This is a genomic window from Bacillus sp. LH1 (genome assembly GCF_057924895.1).
In genome coordinates, this window is record NZ_CM175007.1 from 2,917,976 (window position 1) to 2,935,086 (window position 17,111).

19 protein-coding genes and 3 pseudogenes are annotated in these 17,111 nt (G+C 34.5%); 1 reads left to right on the top strand and 21 read right to left on the bottom strand.

What is annotated here, in order from left to right; all coding sequences use genetic code 11:
• Window positions 1-443 precede the first annotated feature (443 nt).
• From ACX9TM_RS15125 to ACX9TM_RS15225, 21 genes and pseudogenes are all read right to left on the bottom strand, one after another.
• Window positions 444-971 carry a hypothetical protein gene (locus ACX9TM_RS15125; protein ID WP_001278748.1) on the bottom strand — a complete coding sequence of 176 codons (528 nt, stop codon included), beginning with the start codon at window positions 969-971 and terminating at the stop codon, window positions 444-446.
• A 12-nt stretch (window positions 972-983) separates the two neighbouring features.
• Window positions 984-1,559: a hypothetical protein gene (locus tag ACX9TM_RS15130; protein ID WP_013142011.1), complete on the bottom strand. Its 576-nt coding sequence runs from the start codon at window positions 1,557-1,559 to the stop codon at window positions 984-986.
• A 317-nt stretch (window positions 1,560-1,876) separates the two neighbouring features.
• Complete coding sequence (locus ACX9TM_RS15135; RefSeq protein ID WP_000747779.1) at window positions 1,877-2,155, bottom strand: RNA 2'-phosphotransferase family protein; 279 nt, start codon at window positions 2,153-2,155, stop codon at window positions 1,877-1,879.
• Window positions 2,156-2,259: 104 nt separating this feature from the next.
• Entirely contained in the window at window positions 2,260-2,598 is a 339-nt protein-coding gene (locus ACX9TM_RS15140) for a hypothetical protein (protein WP_000540189.1), read from the bottom strand.
• A gap of 24 nt (window positions 2,599-2,622) precedes the next feature.
• A pseudogene (locus ACX9TM_RS15145) lies at window positions 2,623-3,237 on the bottom strand (polymorphic toxin type 50 domain-containing protein); the annotation flags it as partial.
• A gap of 413 nt (window positions 3,238-3,650) precedes the next feature.
• Window positions 3,651-3,965, bottom strand: coding sequence for a hypothetical protein (locus tag ACX9TM_RS15150; RefSeq protein ID WP_000350221.1), 315 nt, complete (start codon window positions 3,963-3,965; stop codon window positions 3,651-3,653).
• A gap of 26 nt (window positions 3,966-3,991) precedes the next feature.
• Window positions 3,992-5,097: pseudogene (locus tag ACX9TM_RS15155) on the bottom strand (EndoU domain-containing protein); the annotation flags it as partial.
• 203 nt (window positions 5,098-5,300) lie between these two features.
• Entirely contained in the window at window positions 5,301-5,639 is a 339-nt protein-coding gene (locus tag ACX9TM_RS15160; protein WP_000872895.1) for a hypothetical protein, read from the bottom strand.
• 16 nt (window positions 5,640-5,655) lie between these two features.
• A pseudogene (locus ACX9TM_RS15165) lies at window positions 5,656-6,216 on the bottom strand (polymorphic toxin type 50 domain-containing protein); the annotation flags it as partial.
• A gap of 326 nt (window positions 6,217-6,542) precedes the next feature.
• The gene (locus tag ACX9TM_RS15170; RefSeq protein ID WP_000409336.1) at window positions 6,543-7,001 is read right to left on the bottom strand and encodes a hypothetical protein; all 459 of its coding nucleotides are present in this window, start codon (window positions 6,999-7,001) and stop codon (window positions 6,543-6,545) included.
• Window positions 7,001-7,405, bottom strand: coding sequence for a hypothetical protein (locus tag ACX9TM_RS15175; RefSeq protein WP_000745181.1), 405 nt, complete (start codon window positions 7,403-7,405; stop codon window positions 7,001-7,003). Before ACX9TM_RS15175 ends, ACX9TM_RS15170 begins: the two co-directional genes overlap by 1 nt.
• 99 nt (window positions 7,406-7,504) lie before the next feature.
• Window positions 7,505-8,740 (bottom strand): IS110 family RNA-guided transposase, encoded by a 1,236-nt coding sequence (locus ACX9TM_RS15180; protein WP_000551898.1) that lies wholly within the window; start codon window positions 8,738-8,740, stop codon window positions 7,505-7,507.
• Between the two features lie 156 nt (window positions 8,741-8,896).
• Window positions 8,897-9,682 carry a recombinase family protein gene (locus tag ACX9TM_RS15185; protein ID WP_065212578.1) on the bottom strand — a complete coding sequence of 262 codons (786 nt, stop codon included), beginning with the start codon at window positions 9,680-9,682 and terminating at the stop codon, window positions 8,897-8,899.
• Window positions 9,683-9,886: 204 nt separating this feature from the next.
• The gene (locus ACX9TM_RS15190; RefSeq protein WP_306292718.1) at window positions 9,887-10,093 is read right to left on the bottom strand and encodes a hypothetical protein; all 207 of its coding nucleotides are present in this window, start codon (window positions 10,091-10,093) and stop codon (window positions 9,887-9,889) included.
• Between the two features lie 348 nt (window positions 10,094-10,441).
• The gene (locus ACX9TM_RS15195; protein ID WP_000190068.1) at window positions 10,442-10,879 is read right to left on the bottom strand and encodes an SMI1/KNR4 family protein; all 438 of its coding nucleotides are present in this window, start codon (window positions 10,877-10,879) and stop codon (window positions 10,442-10,444) included.
• 5 nt (window positions 10,880-10,884) lie between these two features.
• A complete protein-coding gene (locus ACX9TM_RS15200) occupies window positions 10,885-12,570 on the bottom strand; it encodes a T7SS effector LXG polymorphic toxin (RefSeq protein ID WP_065212577.1) in 1,686 nt (561 codons plus the stop codon).
• Complete coding sequence (locus ACX9TM_RS15205; RefSeq protein WP_000077520.1) at window positions 12,567-12,929, bottom strand: DUF3958 family protein; 363 nt, start codon at window positions 12,927-12,929, stop codon at window positions 12,567-12,569. The genes ACX9TM_RS15200 and ACX9TM_RS15205 overlap by 4 nt, the downstream gene beginning before the upstream one ends.
• A 40-nt stretch (window positions 12,930-12,969) precedes the next feature.
• Entirely contained in the window at window positions 12,970-13,245 is a 276-nt protein-coding gene (locus tag ACX9TM_RS15210) for a TIGR04197 family type VII secretion effector (protein WP_000503635.1), read from the bottom strand.
• A 212-nt stretch (window positions 13,246-13,457) separates the two neighbouring features.
• Entirely contained in the window at window positions 13,458-13,751 is a 294-nt protein-coding gene (locus ACX9TM_RS15215; protein ID WP_000583805.1) for a putative quinol monooxygenase, read from the bottom strand.
• Between the two features lie 46 nt (window positions 13,752-13,797).
• Entirely contained in the window at window positions 13,798-14,436 is a 639-nt protein-coding gene (locus ACX9TM_RS15220; RefSeq protein WP_000185392.1) for a nitroreductase family protein, read from the bottom strand.
• Between the two features lie 18 nt (window positions 14,437-14,454).
• Window positions 14,455-14,883 carry a MarR family winged helix-turn-helix transcriptional regulator gene (locus tag ACX9TM_RS15225; RefSeq protein WP_000204162.1) on the bottom strand — a complete coding sequence of 143 codons (429 nt, stop codon included), beginning with the start codon at window positions 14,881-14,883 and terminating at the stop codon, window positions 14,455-14,457.
• A gap of 265 nt (window positions 14,884-15,148) precedes the next feature.
• Between ACX9TM_RS15225 and ACX9TM_RS15230 the strand changes: the two genes are divergently transcribed.
• On the top strand, window positions 15,149-17,092 hold the full coding sequence (locus ACX9TM_RS15230) for an elongation factor G (RefSeq protein WP_063220522.1): 1,944 nt from the start codon (window positions 15,149-15,151) through the stop codon (window positions 17,090-17,092).
• Window positions 17,093-17,111 lie beyond the last annotated feature (19 nt).

A 17,111-nucleotide genomic window follows, 5' to 3' on the forward strand; every position in this document is an offset into this window, starting at 1 on the left:
CAGACGAAAGGTGAGCCCACATTTCTCGCAAGCCCACCCTGTCTATTTCTGATGCTTCTTCATTCATTTTTGCGCAATTAATTTCTTTATCTCTAAAAATATACATCGAGTACAATCCTTGTTCTTCACAGTATACTTTAATTTCATCTTTTTAATATCTGAAGCTACATCCACCTTTAACTTGCCCTAGTGTTGAAACTGGTTTATCCCTAGAAATTTTTAACTTTCATCTTCCTATTACATAAATTGTAATTTTCGTAACGATTTTTAGCAAATATTCGGACATTTACCCTATGGAGTACACTCATAAAAGTTTTCTAAAGAGGGTCACTCTTTTTAATGAGACTACATTTTCGAACTGTAATCACTTCTTAACAACTACTAATCTACCTCTATTATTTATATCCCTTCTTTGGTTTCTGCACAATCATTAATGTTTCTTTTTAATACTCATCTTCAAATAGACAATTATATATAGTAACACCTGTTTCCTTTAACTCTAACGAAACATCCTCCACTTCAATACTTAACGTTTCTTTATCAAGATTCTTTATTCCGTTACTATCTAATAATTTTAAAATACTACTTCCTATTTTCTTAGATTCATCATTGTATGGCGAGGACTCTTCAACTAGCTCGATTGTACCATTAGTATATCTATATCTTAAATATTTAACCACTGCATATGGCGCGATTGCCGAAATCATTAGCATTACACAATTAATTTCTGATTGCTTCCGAACGTACTCACTGAATTCTACACTACCAAAACGAAATTTCACATCTAGTGGTAGAAGAATGTAAGAAAAACATGTTGAATAACTAAAATCAGTAATATTATCAACGTTTATATTTGATATTTTATTAATTTCTCCATCCCAAAAATGTTTATCAACAAATTTCCCCAAAACATATTGGAAATCACCTTGTTTATATAATTTATTAACAACTTTTAGTATCTCATCACTCATAATTATTCTCCTTTATTGTACAGGGTACCCATGTATATTTCCTTTACCATCCATATGAACCTTTACCCTCGTTTCTCCATTTGGACCTATTGGCTTTCCAAAATCATGCACTCTAACACTTCCGTCTGGCTTTACTGGTGTTCCTTTCACCCATGCTTCTTGTGTCTCTACTACTCCATTTTTCCCTCCTCCCCACTGCGATTTGGTTGAGACATTATTCCCATGACCAGGAACATGTTTACCCTGTTTTCCTGCATCAACTTTTGGAGCACCTGAAACGCCAGCATCAACATGCCCTTGACTTGCTAGTTTATCATTTTTTCCAATGTTCCCTGCTACACTGGCTCCCTGACCATCAACACCTGTACCCTTACCCCCACCAGAAGACTGGATTTCTTGAATAGTATCCTTAGTATTTTGAATCGATTTATTCCAAATAAATCTACCATGTACAAAAAGACTTGCCCCAGTAGCTGTTGCTGCTATATCTAATGGAATAACAATTGGTGATGCTAACCCACCAGTTCCTACTTCTGCCACGATAGTTAAGAAATTAGATCCGCCTATGAGCGAGATACCTTCAAACATTTCTAGAATGGACCCGGCTATTTAATAATTTTGCCCTGTTTTTTTAATGTTTTTTGACATTGAAAAACATACTATATAGCATCAATTGAAGCCTATGTGCCTGTGAAATGCAAGGTACGAAAGTGCATTCGCTCAAATAATAATTTTCAATTTAAATCAACAAAAGAGACCTCAAATGTGAAGTCTCTCTTGTTGATTATTTTCCATAAGTAACTCGCCATTTATTTGTTTATTTTAAGACAGATAACATGGTTCATTCAAATATATCCTAAAGAAAAAATTTTTCCTGCCTTCATAAGCTAGTAGAATAGATTCAATTAATTCTTATTAATTGCGATAAACTCACTAGGAATCTCATCTGCTAACCAAACTTTTTCATTTCCTAAATAAAATTTAACGCCTTCTTCTCTAGCTTTTTCAGTATTAACTTCTAAAATAATAGGATGCTTATCTTTTCTTTGTTCAAAGCCTTCAGAAGCAAAATCATGAATAAGTTGAACTTTACTTCCTTTGCCGATTTCAAAACATGCAGTATCATCATTATCAACTCTTTTAGCAAAAGGAATCAGCTTACGATTAGGATATCTTTTCTTCATACCAGAGTATATGTTAGTAGCCTGTTCTGATTCCTTTAAAAACCATATATCAAAATTAACTAGATCTAATTTGACTAATAAGGTAACAGTTTAAATGCCACCTATTATTTACACATTTTTCTTTCCCATACTCTTTTTCCGTCAGTTAAAAACACTGCACTTGGCGGATCATCATAGAGAGAAATTTCAACCAATGAACTTTTTTCTTGTTTTAACCAATTATATACAGTACCTTCGTTTGTATTAGGTCGAGATAAAATATTATTTACTCTAAATACAGCTGCATCATATTCTGTATAATTTATATCATCCTCATCTAGTCCATTGTCTGTTTCAAAAACTGTATCTAGTTCTCCAATAATCCTCAATCCACTTTTCCATTCTAGTATCATGTCACTATGTTCATAATTTATTAATGTTCCAATTAAAGAATCGTACCCCATTTGCATCCTCTTTTCTTATGATTTTTATGGTCTTGATGGTACTATATGAGCGCCATCTTTTCCATAATGGATCAACCCTTTAGTAGTCTCATAGTATTCACCAGTATTGCGGTCATAATATTTTCCTATTGGCTCACCAAAGTCTACTCTTTCTCTACCGTTTTTTAATAGTTCACCTTTCCCGGCGAACTTATCAAGCAATTCTTGCGCTATTTTATTATCTCCATAGAAAATGCTCTTATTTTTTCCATTTGCTAATTCTTTTTTATAGTTCGGTGTATCGGGAATATGCTTCTCTTGAGCTCCTGCTTTCACTTTTATTGGATAACCATTTACTTCACGGTATAGACCTTTAGGTACTGAATCTTTTCCATAAGAAGGTATTCGATTACTCGCACCCTTACCTCCACCAGAAGACTGGATTTTTTGAATAGTATCCTTAGTATTTTGAATCGATTTATTCCAAACAAATCCACCATGTGCAAAAAGACTAGCCCCAGCAGCTGTTGCTGCTATATCTAATGGAATAACAATTGGTGATGCTAACCCACCAGTTCCTACTTCTGCCACGATAGTTAAGAAATTAGATTCGCCTATGAGCGAGATACCTTCAAACATTTCTACAATGGACCCGGCTATTTAATAATTTTGCCCTGTTTTTATTAATGTTTTTTGACATTGAAAAACAAACTATATACCTGCAATTGAAGCCTATGTGCATATTCTGTTAGTTTTAATTCATAAAAATAATTTCGATAAATTTATAGCTTACCTTTCAATTAAAAAAGCACTTATTGTCTCAAATAGACAACCAAGTGCTTTAAGTTCATATATTTTTAAGTAGCATAAATTTGTAAATTTTTCCCATTCCAAGTCTTTAATATTCGTCGTACAGTAAAATGTCATCTCGCCTAAGCTCGTACCTCGTTTTCTATTTTCTATCATTGCACATAACACTCTATGATGGTACAACCATCATGATCTATGAATTTCAAGAAAGTATCATTATATCCCATGGTTCTATACTTAAGCACACCAACTATTCCTTTAATTTAAGGATTTTCTATATAACTTTCTGCAATATCAATATCATTTGTCATTTCTAATTCTGGAAATTTTCCATCTAATTTTCTTAAGCAATTAATTAGTTCTTTACTTTGTATAATTTCTACTATATCTTCCAAAACTTCACTTATCCAATATAACTCTTCTTTACTACAGTTCTCTAAATATCTTATAGTATTTCCCTCATTTTCTGAGAGAACTTCTATTATTTCATTCCAACTTTTTTGTATCCCATAGTCATCATTCAAATTTAATTTTTTTCTTTCATTTAATATAACTTCCATTTTATTTGCTATATCCATATTAATCCTCCAAACTCTATCTACGGTTATTTAGTCGCATCTGGAAAAATAGTCCCTATCTCTCCATTTGTTTTTATAACTCCAACCCTAACCCCATTATACTCTCCAAAAATAGCCACACCATTTTCTGTATTCGCAAATCCGGGCAATTCAGCAATCTTAGCACCTGCTGCTGTAATATCAGACTCTGTCCAGCTTTCTGGAAACCATGATTGATTGGAACCTGTTCTTTTTGCTTTCACCTTGTGTCCAGGCACATTACCTACCCTAACACCGTTTTCGTATACTTTATTTATATTATAATCTACATTATTTTTTTCCAAAAATTCAATATTACTTTGTCCATGTCCTCCACCCTTCATTTTTGAAATATCTCCTGTTTTAGGATGTGTTGTAAAGTCACCTACATTTGAATGTTTAATGCTACTTTCGGGTATATTAACCTTGTTAGCCCGACTAGTTCCATTACTGAATCCACCTGTACCCTTACCACCATCTTTAGACTTCGCAAACTTATAATAAGCTTCTATCAATTCACCTTGTGGTATTTTGGTTATGATAGTTCCACCAACACTAGAGAATGCATAGGAAGCCTCTCTCTTAAATGATTGTAACATTTCAAGCGTAGGCTTCAATTCTTTTGCTAGTTTTACTGCATTAGCAAATGTACTTACTCCACTTGATGCTTTTGCTCCTTTTGTGATATGGCCTACTTTATTTAGTGCCCTATCGCCTAATATTGTGGTAGCTATTTGTGTTAATCCATAGGTAGTCAATTCTGTACGACTCTCTGCATCTCCCTCTATCATATCTCGTTTTATTTTATTTGAAAATGCATGCCACATATTTTTTGCAGTTTCATCCAAATGGAAAAGTGCATAGGTTACATTAATAAAAGTTCCTATGTCCATATTACTTAAAGCTATTGCGGACTCGATTTCATCACCAATAGCTTTCCCCGAGCCTCTTTGAATAGCTTCCCACATCTTTTTCGCTGTTTCAAACGTGCCAACTATACCGTCTGCCACATCGTCCCAAGCATTTCTAACCGGAGATTTCTCCTCAATTATGTTATTTGTTTCTATATCTTTAATTGACTGATCATTTTTTGGGCTGTTTCTTCTATAATCCCCTAAGTTCTTCTCATTGTTTTTTCACAAAATCGGCATTGAGATTTCTTATTAGATATCCTAAGTACACTCATACTCCCACCCGTCTCTTTTTCTTATAGCCAATTTTATACCACCGATGAACACCCTTTACAGGTGTAAAAACATAGAAAAAAACCTTGATTGGTATATATGCCAATCAAGGTCTCATTTTAAATACCACCTATTATTTACATATTTCTCTTTCCCATACTCTTTTTCCGTCAGTTAAAAATACTGCAATTGGTGGATCATCATAAAGAGAAATTTCAACTAACGAGCCTTTCTTTTGTATTAACCAATTATATAAACTATTTTCTTCCCTAGTAGGATGCGCTAAAATATCATTCACTTGAAATGTAACGGCATAGTATTCGGTATAATTCACATCATCGTCATCTAACCCATTGTCTGTTTCAAAAAGTGTGTCTGGTTCACCAATAATTTTCAATCCACTTTCCCACTCTATTATCAAGTCTCTATCTTTATACTCTTTTAACGTTTTTATTAAAGGATCATATTTCATGTATATCCCCCTCTTATTACTTCTTTAGTGGTTCTGAAGGCACTATATGTGCTCCGTCTTTTCCATAATGAATCATTCCTCTAGTAGTTTCAAGGTATTCACCAGTATCACGATCATAGTATTTTCCAATTGTTTTACCAAAGTCTACTCTTTCTTTTTTACCGTTTGGTAGTAGTTGACCTTTCCCGGCGAACTTATCAAGCAATTCTTGTGCTATTTTATTATCTCCATAGAAAATGCTCTTATTTTTTCCATTTGCTAATTCTTGTTTATAGTTCGGTGTATCGGGAATATGCTTCTCTTGAGCTCCTGCTTTCACTTTTATTGGATAACCATTTACTTCACGGTATGGGCCTTTAGGTACAGAATCTTTTCCATAAGAAGGTATTCGATTACTCGCACCCTTACCTCCACCAGAAGACTGGATTTTTTGAATAGTATCCTTAGTATTTTGAATCGATTTATTCCAAACAAATCCACCATGTACAAAAAGACTTGCCCCAGTAGCTGTTGCTGCTATATCTAATGGAATAACAATTTGTGACGCTCCCCCCCCAGTTCCTACTTCTGCTACGATAATCCAGTCGTTGAAAACTTCTTCATATCATGAAAGAGAATTGTGGAAGCACTTCATCATTTGAAACTTTTGTTTTGGTATTTTTGGATATATAATTCACCAAATATTGTAATTCCGAAATAAAAAGCACTTGTTGCTTTTAGTCGGCAATCAAGTGCTTTAAGTTCATCTGCTTATTAAGTAGGATCATTTGAGGGGATTTTCAATTAACTTTACAATATCTTTAAAACTTAGGAATTCATTAGTTTCATGTTTATTCCATTTATTTATATTCTTAGCTCACTAATAGCTATCTCGCCTAGTTATTGTTCTTATATTCAAAAGAATTATCTCTCTTCTTTGCACAAATATAAGTATTGGCCAAACTCAGGGAATGTATCCCAATTTCTAGATACATCATCTTTTGTCTCTCGCTCTTCTACTTCTCCAGTTTTAGAATCTTTTTGCTCCATAGCAATATGACCATTTTCTTGATACCCCAAAATCATACTTTTTAACTGTGTATCCCCGTCATATTCCCAATACATTATTGTCCTTAGGAATAGTCTATTATCTTCTTTAACAATAAAATCGTAGTGTAAATATTTACGAAGAAAATCATCCAAAAAACTTACCGATACCCATTTCTCAGTGACATTTACTAAATACTTTGGCTGCTCTCCATCACTAAGAACAGCAGTATAAGAATGACGATTTTCATGAAGTGTCTTGGCTGCATTCTCATCAATAATATTCCAAGGCTTCTTTTTTATATTAGACCACTTATCACAATAATAAATTTCCATTAATTATACACCTTCCCATTAATATCACGAATAATAATCCCTTTCTCATTCGCCTCTTCAATAATTTTTTGTGGAACTGGCTTTGTTTGTACAGGGATTTCCAAAATTAACTCTCCATCTAGTCGACCACCTTTTAAAGCATTAGGATTAAATTTACCTGAAGAAATTTCTGAACCGGAAGAATACTTTTTAGTAAACTCACTTAGATAACTTAATGCCGTCTTTTCTTTTACTTCAGCCAATTGGGTAAATTTCCTCGAGACAATTTCTTCACCCGGAATATAAGAATCTACAACATATTTCTTCCCATTGATTTCCTTTGCCTCTAACTCTACTTCATTATAAGGATATCGAGGACGATTTTCCTTATTAAATCTATTCCCTGCTTCCCATTGCTTTTTCACAAAGTCCGGTATTGATTTCTTTTTAGATAGTGTTTCACCCGTACCCTATGTTGTAATCTTAAACTCTCACAATAAAAAAACAAACCATATAAAACCTTATTAAACTACTTCCTTCTCTTGTACTACCGGCAATTCATATGCTGTTTTATGTTTCATCATTCCATAAACAATGTTTACAAGTCTTCTCATAATACATACCAATGCTTGTCCTTTTGTTTTCCCCTCTTTAAGTTTCTTTTGATAGTATGCATGAAACACTGGGTTTCGTGGCATCTTACTTCCTTTTGCTACTTGTACTTGCTGTACTGCTAAGTTATAAAATAAAGCGTGTAACGCCCTGTTTCCTTGTTTACTTTTATGTGCCTTACCTTTCCCACCAGAACCAAAGTAAACAGGCGCAATCCCCGCAAACCGTGCTAATTTATTGGCATTTGGAAATCGCCTTACATCCCCAATTTCTGCGATTAATGCTGATGCCGTCACAAGTTCTATTCCCGGCATTGTGTCTAATTGATAATCTAATACATTCATTAACTGTTTTAGTTCTCTCTCAATGTACTTCATTTCCTGTTTTTTAAATACAATGTCCCTAACAATACTTCTCACTAAAAAGTCTCGTGTTTCTTGATACTCCTTCATTGTTTGTCCATCTTCTTTTACAAGCTTTAATATGTCACTTGCTTTCTTTACTGAGCATGTATTGTTGCTAACATCTAATAAAAAAGCTGTCAATCGCTTTATATTCGTCCCCTCTAAACAAGAAGGTGACGGATATTGCTGCCAAAATGCCAATGCCGTTTTGCCATCTATCTCTGAGAAAAACTTTTTATAACTTGGATAATGGTGGTTCAATTGAATATGTAGTTGATTTTTCAAAGCTGCTTGTGCTTTTACTAATGCATTCCTTCTTGAAACTAGTTGTTGTATCGACCAAAATAAATCGTGCGGCTTTGCATCTGGTAGTTGATTAAATTTGCTTACCAATATGCGTGCTACACATTCTGCATCCCAGCTATCGTTCTTTTTAATCATTACCTCACTTTTACGTTCTAAAAATGATAAAGCTGGATTTACTTCTTTCACCACTCGTTCATGATCTACTAAATACTTCGCTAACGCTCTTCCATAACCACCAACATCTTCTAAACCAAATACAACTGATAATCCATCACTCACATATGTCTCTACTTCTAATAAAAACTTCGAAAATGCAGATGGTTTATTCTCAAATTGTATTTCTCCTAGTTTCTCTTGCCAACAATTAATAATAACAGCCGTATGATGCTCCTTATGTAAATCTACTCCTACATACAAATAGTTCTGCCTATTATGCATAACTCATCCCTCTATTCAATGATTTAGTCATATATAAAAATGTCGGCAACCTTAGTTCGAGCGTTCATCTTCCGATGCGCATAGGTACGCAAGCCTATCCATTTTTCATCACTCTAGTAGTATGTATAGTAAAATGAGCTAATTTTTTAAGTGAGTTTATAAAATAATTGCTGGATGTTTCCCATTTGCCTGTATTTGACCATATGTGTATATCCCTCGATAAAAACTCTCTCGGTCTAACATGCGTTTCACTTGTACTTTCGTAAATTGTTTTCCTTTCTCCGTACGATAACCCTCTACATTCAGTCGTTCTGCCAATTGAGAGAGTGACCAATGCCTAAAAAAGTATCGTAACTCAAATAGTCTACGCACAACCACCGCTTTCTCCGCATCTACTTCTAATACTTTCTGTCCTTTGTTTGCCCTGTAACCAAACATCACACCGCCACCTGCATATCCACCTTGTTCCGCTTTCTTCTTTCTACCTCGACTTAGCTTTAATGAAATCTCAAGACGTTGATATTGATCTAGTAGTTCTAACATGCCATTTACTAAAAAGTCATTCGGGTCATGTGTGTATATACTGTAATTTGGTTGTTCAATTGCTTTCACATCTACCTTGTATTTCTTTAGCTCTCGTTGTATTAACACTTTTGCCATATCAGAGCGCCATAACCGAGATGTATTTAGTACAATCACGTGGCTCACTTGATGATATGTCATATCTGACAATAATTCTTGTAAACCTTCACGTTCAACTGTTAATCCATCTTCATCTACTGTCGCTCCACTAATTCCTTTATCTTCGTATATGTGAAGCAGTTGTAGTTCATTTTCAATGCAGTACCGTTCAATTTCTTCTACTTGATATGTTAAGCTGTACCCTTCACGTACTTGCCCTTCTGTTGAAACTCGTACATAACCAACTACTTTCTCTTCCATATTGAGTCCTCTCCCGTTACAGTAATTACAATCCATGTAACGTTTACCCGTTTTTTTTGCGGATAACGTGTGCATAACGTCCATCCGTTAAAACGTACTTTACGATGACTTCAAAAAGTAACACAACCCTTTATTTTTCCCTCTACTATCGTCGTACCCTGTTCACAACCATTACAATCTATAAAAATTTAATACTTAGCACACTTATAAAATTATAATGTGTCTACTCATTTCTATCCTAAAACGCAAAAAAGCACTTGTTGCCTTTAATTGACAATCAAGTGCTTTAAGTTCATATGTTTTTAAGTAGCATAAATTTGTAAGTTTTATAGTAACAGTATGACACCTTTTATATGTCGTGACAACTACTATGTTAAAACTTACGAGTTTGTACGAGTTCGTTAATTTAATGTCCATTCCATGTCTTTATATTCGTCGCACAGTAAAATGTTTTCTCGCCTAAGCTCGTACTTCATTTTCTATTCTATCATTGCACGTAATACTCTATGATGGTACAACCATCATGAAGTATATACTTTTTAACAGCCTATTCTTTTTCTGTCCACTTCAAAAATAAGTGCTTTTTCGTTTGCTTGTCTTATGTGTCAGTGTATATTTAACTTTAGCACCACGAACTTTGTCATTCTCGTGTGTAAAGTATACATTGAGTAGTAAGTATGACTATAATACTTATAAAGTTACTATAACCAATCTCGTTTGTTTACTTATTACTGTAGACTTTTAATCTATACTAGAGTATTAATCAACCATATTCACAAAGTATTCAGTATCCTGATTAATTTTTCGTATAAATTCCTCCAATGAATCAGCTATTTGAGTCTCAAAAAAATATACAGGAGTTTGTTGAGGAGTATTCAAATCAAGTGTTAAATATACACCCTCGTTTACTTCATAAAAAACCAATTTATCTTCTTCCTCGTATATCCCCTCTAAATCTGGATCAAACTCGTAAATACCTTCTCTCAATGTAATATCTGCTATAGTATCTGGATCCATTATTCTATTTATTGCATCCACATTATTTCCTTTTATGAAACCATAGCCAACTTCTAAGTAAAAATTTCTAAGTTCATTAGGAAATGCAAATCCAAGTCTCTCTTCTGCCACTATAAGTTCATTTTCTTGTAATTTAAAAAACTTATGATGACTATTTCTTATAAAATCAAATGTAGCCATTAAAACTACCTCCTTGGAAATAATTTATTTGATGGTGACCCTTTACCATGAATTCCTGCCTGATGTTCATCAGGAAATTTAGCTGGATGTATATTCCACCATTCATGAGGCCCACCAAAATTATTCTCTATAATATGATGCGCATCATAGGGTTGCCCAATATCCCTTACTACTCTACCTTTTTTATCATAAACTTCCTCAGTATATCTTGGCCATGTTTGCCCTGTTTTTTCTTCCCATTCACTTATCAATTTGTTTTTCACACTGTTAAATTTATTTCTGTGTTTTAACGTTTCCAATGGCGTCATTTTTTCATACTTATGTTCCCTTAGAGCAGCCTTTAATTGTTCTACTTGGTTTTTATGAAGCTTCAATCCTGTTTTTGACTCTACATCTCTAATATAATCTTTAGCTAAATCGTAATCAATTTTAACCGTACCCTTACCACCATCTTTAGACTTCGCAAACTTATAATAAGCTTCTATCAATTCACCTTGTGGTATTTTGGTTATGATAGTTCCACCAACACTAGAGAATGCATAGGAAGCCTCTCTCTTAAATGATTGTAACATTTCAAGCGTAGGCTTCAATTCTTTTGCTAGTTTTACTGCATTAGCAAATGTACTTACTCCACTTGATGCTTTTGCTCCTTTTGTGATATGGCCTACTTTATTTAGTGCCCTATCGCCTAATATTGTGGTAGCTATTTGTGTTAATCCATAGGTAGTCAATTCTGTACGACTCTCTGCATCTCCCTCTATCATATCTCGTTTTATTTTATTTGAAAATGCATGCCACATATTTTTTGCAGTTTCATCCAAATGGAAAAGTGCATAGGTTACATTAATAAAAGTTCCTATGTCCATATTACTTAAAGCTATTGCGGACTCGATTTCATCACCAATAGCTTTCCCCGAGCCTCTTTGAATAGCTTCCCACATCTTTTTCGCTGTTTCAAACGTGCCAACTATACTGTCTGTCGCATCGTCCCAAGCATTTCTAACCGGAGATTTCTTCTCAATTATGTTATTTGTTTCTATATCTTTAATTGACTGATCATTTTTTCGAGCTTGTTCTTCTATAATCCCCTGAATCGAACTCACCCAATCCATATTCAACCCTTGTGTACTAAACGTCCCACTCACAGGACTAAATCCTTTCCCGCTTTGCACTTCAGCGAGTCCGGCTGTGATGCTAGCTGCTAATTGGAGAGCGGTGCTGTAGTTGTTGCTGGATGAATGATTGAATTCATATAAATGCTCTAGTTTTTCTTCCAGTTTTTTTCTCATTGCACCTAATACCGTTACAATTGCACCTACTCCGGGCATTGGTGTAAGTACTTCTATTGCTTCTATACTTGTAATCGATTGATTAATTCCCCTTATTTGTTCTCTTATTTCTTGTTCAATCACATCTGTCGAAGCAACTTTCGCTTGGAACTCATTTGGAAATGCTTCGTTTTGGCGAATTAATTCTTCACATAAGCATATAATTCCTTGCGCTAATGGCCGAAATGTTTGGACAAGGTAGGATTTTGCACTACTGTATGTTTGTCCTTGTAATACTGTGTCTATCGCAAAGGCATCAATAGATTGAATGACTTGTTCCATACTTTGAATCGTAGCATTACATATAGCGTTCATACTTTGAGTTTGACTTTGTACTTCTCCCAAATACATGTTTAAACTCATGTATTGGCCTCCCTTTGTAGTTGCTGCTGTTCATAGGAAAGGTCGTTTTCTTTCTCACTGAGATGCCGTTTTTCTTTAAGCAACGTCTCTTTTTCATTTTCTAATTCGAATGTAAGTTTTCTTTCATACTGTCCGATTTCTTGCCGCATATTCGTAAAAAGGTGAAACACTTCTTTGTCGCCGTGCCAAGTTTCTAGTATTCGGTTAAATAAACGATTACTTCTATTTTTCCATTCATGAAAACTAGCCTCAGCTCGTTCTTGATTTTGCAGCGCGATTCGGTTTTCATTTTGTTCTTCAAATATAATTCGTAATTTTTGATTACATTGATTGATTCTCGTTTCAATTCCTTGACTCATCTTTTCCCCCTACCTTTTCCCCTTTACGTAGGTTGTTACATTATTGAAAAGTCTTTTGAAGTCCTGTATCCATTTTCTCAAATTCATTTGCTACGGAATGGATATTATCAATTGTTTGTTGAAAAGCAGTACAAAATTGTTTCGTGATCTGTAAATTTTGTTGATTTGCTTCTTGTGCCTTGAAGTTCACAGATAGTGTAGTACGCGTTGCCTTATTTATAGAGCGACTAGTAGCACTTTTCATTCTATCTGAAGCATTTCTCATTTTCGTTGCAAGTTGCGTTGCCGTATGCAAATTACTTTGAAATTCTCCCATTACTTGCTCCTCTCTACCTTTTATTTACAAGAAAATTATACCACGGAAAAATATCCCAATAAACCGAATGTTCGAATTTAACATACAATTCAGCACTGTTACTGAGGATACGAGCAACGCTTATCTATCAACATAACTGAGTCCAAAATGGATTCTACTTATACAAAAAAGATGACTTCAGCCATATGCTAAAGTCATCTTTTTCTACCTTATTATTTTACTAACTCTCCATTATAAGCTTTTATATTAAGCGGAGCAGTTAAAAATTGTGCTGCTTTACTAACGAAAGATGTGAAGTGTTCACTCGTATTATGGCTCGCAACTGCTGCTTCATCTTTCCATACTTCTACCATCGTATAAACACTTTCTTTTTCTGTATCTTTATATAAGTCATAAGATACATTTCCACTTTCTTCTCTTGAACCATGAATGAGTGGCTGAATTTCTTCTAAAAATGCTTGTTGTTTTGCTGGGTCTACTTGAAATATTGCGTGAATAATAATCATGGTGTTTCCCCTTTCATATTCCATATATTTCTATGACCTAATTAGATTACTTCCACTCAGCAACTTTGTCAATTGGAAGACGTACTGATTGGTAACCACTGTCTGCAGCTTTCCCGATTGAAATTAACATAACTGGTACGTAGCTTTCTTTATCTAGTCCAAATGCTTCTGCGATTTGATCTTTCTCAAATCCACCAATTGGACAAGTGTCATAACCGTGCGCACGAGCTGCTAGCATAAATTGCATTGCTACAAGACCACCGTCAATTAATACCGTATCTTTCATTACTTCTGGTGTAACCATAGAGAAGTAAGCTGAAAGTTTTTTCATTTGATCTTCTTTTACTTCTGCTGGCATAAGTCCACGCTCTACTGCTGTACCGTAAATTTCTTCTGCGTTATCAAAGTTGTTTAAATCACCAAATAAAGCAATCATTGCTGAAGACGTTTCTACTTGAGATTGATTGAATTTCGCAAGTGGCGCAAGTGTTGCTTTCGCTTCGTCACTTTCAATCACTACGAATCTCCATGGTTGCATGTTTACTGAAGATGGTGCAAGTGTTGCTTCTGTAAGAATTTCTGTCATTTCTTCTTTGCTAATTTTCACTGAAGGGTCGTACTTACGAATTGAACGACGTCCTGTTAAAATTTCGTTAAAATCATTTGTTTTTACTGAGTTAGTCATAGTTGTATTCTCCCTTTTTTATAATTCTTTTATATTTTCTTGAATGTGATTTAACATATTTAAAAGATTATCGCGTTCTTCCTCACTTAATCCTTTAAATGCAGATGCTGCAAAACGTTCTTTTTCTTCTTGAAACGCCTGAATTTTATTTCGCCCCTCTTCAGTAAGAGAAACTAACGTAATTCTGTTATCATCTGGATTTTTACGTCTTACAATCATTTCATTGGCCTCAAGCTGCTTTAAATGCCTTGTTATCGCAGCATTATCAATATTCACTTCTTGCTGAAGTGCTTTTTGACTAATTTCACCTACTTCAAATAATTGAAGTATAAGCTCTAATCGAGACTGGCTCATACCCGTACACCCTTCAAATTTCGAACTTACTTCTTTATTTAGAAAGTGTAATTTATATAAAATAATCGCTTCTTTTGAGCATGAACTTGTCAAATTAACCCTCCTTTACAATCAAAATAAAAACATTTGATGTATCAATAGTTGATATGTCAATTAATATAATCTATATCGATTTAGAATGCAAGCATTTTGTTTTTATTTTATTTTTTCCAAATTAAGGCGCTTTGTAGCGTTACAAATAATGTTAATTGCACTATAATAGTAATAATTTAAATGACTGGAGAGTGATTGATAATGCGGCAATACACAAATAGAAATGAGGAAATGAAAATGGAAAATGAAATGAGGATATTCACAAATGACAACAATAAATATAGGGATTGTCGCGCACGTAGACGCTGGCAAGACGAGTTTGACTGAGCGTATTCTTTATGAAACGAATGTGATTAAAGAAATTGGCCGAGTAGATAGTGGTAATACACAAACTGACTCAATGGAATTAGAAAGACAACGCGGCATTACGATTAAAGCATCTGTCGTTTCTTTCTTTATTGATGATGTAAAAGTAAATGTCATTGATACACCTGGACACGCTGATTTTATCGCTGAAGTGGAGCGATCATTCCGCGTTCTAGACGGTGCGATTTTAGTTATCTCTGCCGTTGAAGGTGTGCAAGCACAAACAAAAATTTTAATGCGAACATTACAGAAACTAAACATACCGACTATTTTATTCGTTAATAAAATTGATCGTAGTGGCGCAAACACTGAAAAAGTTATGAAACAAATAAAAGAGGTTCTTTCAAATGAAGCATTCCCCTTCTACTCTGTTCTAAACGAAGGAACGAAAGAAGCCCGGATCATTGAATACAAATCATATGACGATTGTATGGAACTGTTAACACCATTTAATGAATCGTTACTTGAATCATATGTAAATAACGAAATAATACCGGACGCACTATTAAGAGAAAAACTAGAACAACAAATACAGCAAGCAAATGTGTATCCAATCTTTTTCGGTTCAGCAATGACAGGTATAGGAGTAACTGAAATACTTGAAAAACTTCCGGCCCTAATGCCAGCTCTTACATCGGCACAAGAGGAACCATTATCTGGTGTTGTTTTTAAAATTGAACGTGAACCTTCTGGAGAAAAGGTTGCGTATATAAGAGTTTTTTCAGGTAGCTTACATGTTAGAAAATATGTTGATATACAGCGCGATGAGTCTCTACCACATAAGGAAAAGATAAAAAAAATGTGCATATTTCATAATGGAGATGCCGTTCAAACTACTACCGTTCCTAGCAGTGAATTTTGTAAAGTGTGGGGACTGAATGATATTAAAATTGGTGATATTATCGGTGAACGTACGGATTATATAAAAGATACTCACTTTGCCGAACCACAAATGGAAGCAGCCATCAATGCAGTACCAAAAGAACGAATTCATGATTTATACGCTGCACTTATGGAACTATGTGAAGAAGATCCGCTCATTAAAGTGTGGAAAGATGATATTCATAATGAACTTTATATTCGCCTTTTCGGTGAAGTACAAAAAGAGGTTATCGAAACAACACTTTATGAGAAATATAATTTGCAGGTTACTTTTTCAAGTACGCGAGTTGTATGTATGGAGAAACCAATTGGCATTGGGAATTCCGTTGAAGTCATGGGTGAAAAAGCGAATCCTTTTTACGCAACAGTTGGATTCAAAGTCGAACGTGGTGAACTTAATTCTGGCATAACATATAAATTAGGCGTTGAACTTGGCTCACTACCTTTAGCATTTCATAAAGCAATTGAAGATACTGTATTTCAAACGTTAAAACAAGGTTTATACGGATGGGAAGTTACGGACATTTCTGTCACGTTAACACATACTGGTTATGCTAGTCCTGTTACAACAGCGAGTGATTTTAGAAACTTAACACCACTCGTACTAATGGATGCCTTAAAGAAAGCTGAAACATATGTATATGAACCAGTAAACGAGTTTGAATTAACTGTACCGAAGCAAGCAATTAGTACCGCAATGTATAAACTTGCTACTATTCCAGCAACTTTTGCAGAGCCTATATTATATAATGATTCTTACCAATTAACAGGATCATTACCTGTTGCGAAAACAGAGAATTTTAAACGCATGCTTCATTCATTTACAGAAGGAGAAGGCATATTTACAACGAAGCCAGCTGGTTTCACAAAGCTTATGGCTCCCTTCCCTACTCGAAAACGTGTTGATTATAATCCGCTGAATCGTAAGGATTATTTACTTCATGTTTTGAAGGCTTATTAAAGTAAAAGAGGTGCAATTC

Bases quoted from the DNA above. Each gene is read 5' to 3' on its own strand.
- ACX9TM_RS15200 (WP_065212577.1), bottom strand. From the start codon at position 12,570: ATGAGTTTAAACATGTATTTGGGAGAAGTACAAAGTCAAACTCAAAGT.
- ACX9TM_RS15220 (WP_000185392.1), bottom strand. From the start codon at position 14,436: ATGACTAACTCAGTAAAAACAAATGATTTTAACGAAATTTTAACAGGA.
- ACX9TM_RS15215 (WP_000583805.1), bottom strand. From the start codon at position 13,751: ATGATTATTATTCACGCAATATTTCAAGTAGACCCAGCAAAACAACAA.
- ACX9TM_RS15195 (WP_000190068.1), bottom strand. From the start codon at position 10,879: ATGGCTACATTTGATTTTATAAGAAATAGTCATCATAAGTTTTTTAAA.
- ACX9TM_RS15160 (WP_000872895.1), bottom strand. From the start codon at position 5,639: ATGAAATATGATCCTTTAATAAAAACGTTAAAAGAGTATAAAGATAGA.
- ACX9TM_RS15125 (WP_001278748.1), bottom strand. From the start codon at position 971: ATGAGTGATGAGATACTAAAAGTTGTTAATAAATTATATAAACAAGGT.
- ACX9TM_RS15185 (WP_065212578.1), bottom strand. From the start codon at position 9,682: ATGGAAGAGAAAGTAGTTGGTTATGTACGAGTTTCAACAGAAGGGCAA.
- ACX9TM_RS15230 (WP_063220522.1), top strand. From the start codon at position 15,149: ATGACAACAATAAATATAGGGATTGTCGCGCACGTAGACGCTGGCAAG.
- ACX9TM_RS15210 (WP_000503635.1), bottom strand. From the start codon at position 13,245: ATGGGAGAATTTCAAAGTAATTTGCATACGGCAACGCAACTTGCAACG.
- ACX9TM_RS15180 (WP_000551898.1), bottom strand. From the start codon at position 8,740: ATGCATAATAGGCAGAACTATTTGTATGTAGGAGTAGATTTACATAAG.
- ACX9TM_RS15135 (WP_000747779.1), bottom strand. From the start codon at position 2,155: ATGAAGAAAAGATATCCTAATCGTAAGCTGATTCCTTTTGCTAAAAGA.
- ACX9TM_RS15150 (WP_000350221.1), bottom strand. From the start codon at position 3,965: ATGGATATAGCAAATAAAATGGAAGTTATATTAAATGAAAGAAAAAAA.
- ACX9TM_RS15130 (WP_013142011.1), bottom strand. From the start codon at position 1,559: ATGTTTGAAGGTATCTCGCTCATAGGCGGATCTAATTTCTTAACTATC.
- ACX9TM_RS15170 (WP_000409336.1), bottom strand. From the start codon at position 7,001: ATGGAAATTTATTATTGTGATAAGTGGTCTAATATAAAAAAGAAGCCT.
- ACX9TM_RS15140 (WP_000540189.1), bottom strand. From the start codon at position 2,598: ATGGGGTACGATTCTTTAATTGGAACATTAATAAATTATGAACATAGT.
- ACX9TM_RS15205 (WP_000077520.1), bottom strand. From the start codon at position 12,929: ATGAGTCAAGGAATTGAAACGAGAATCAATCAATGTAATCAAAAATTA.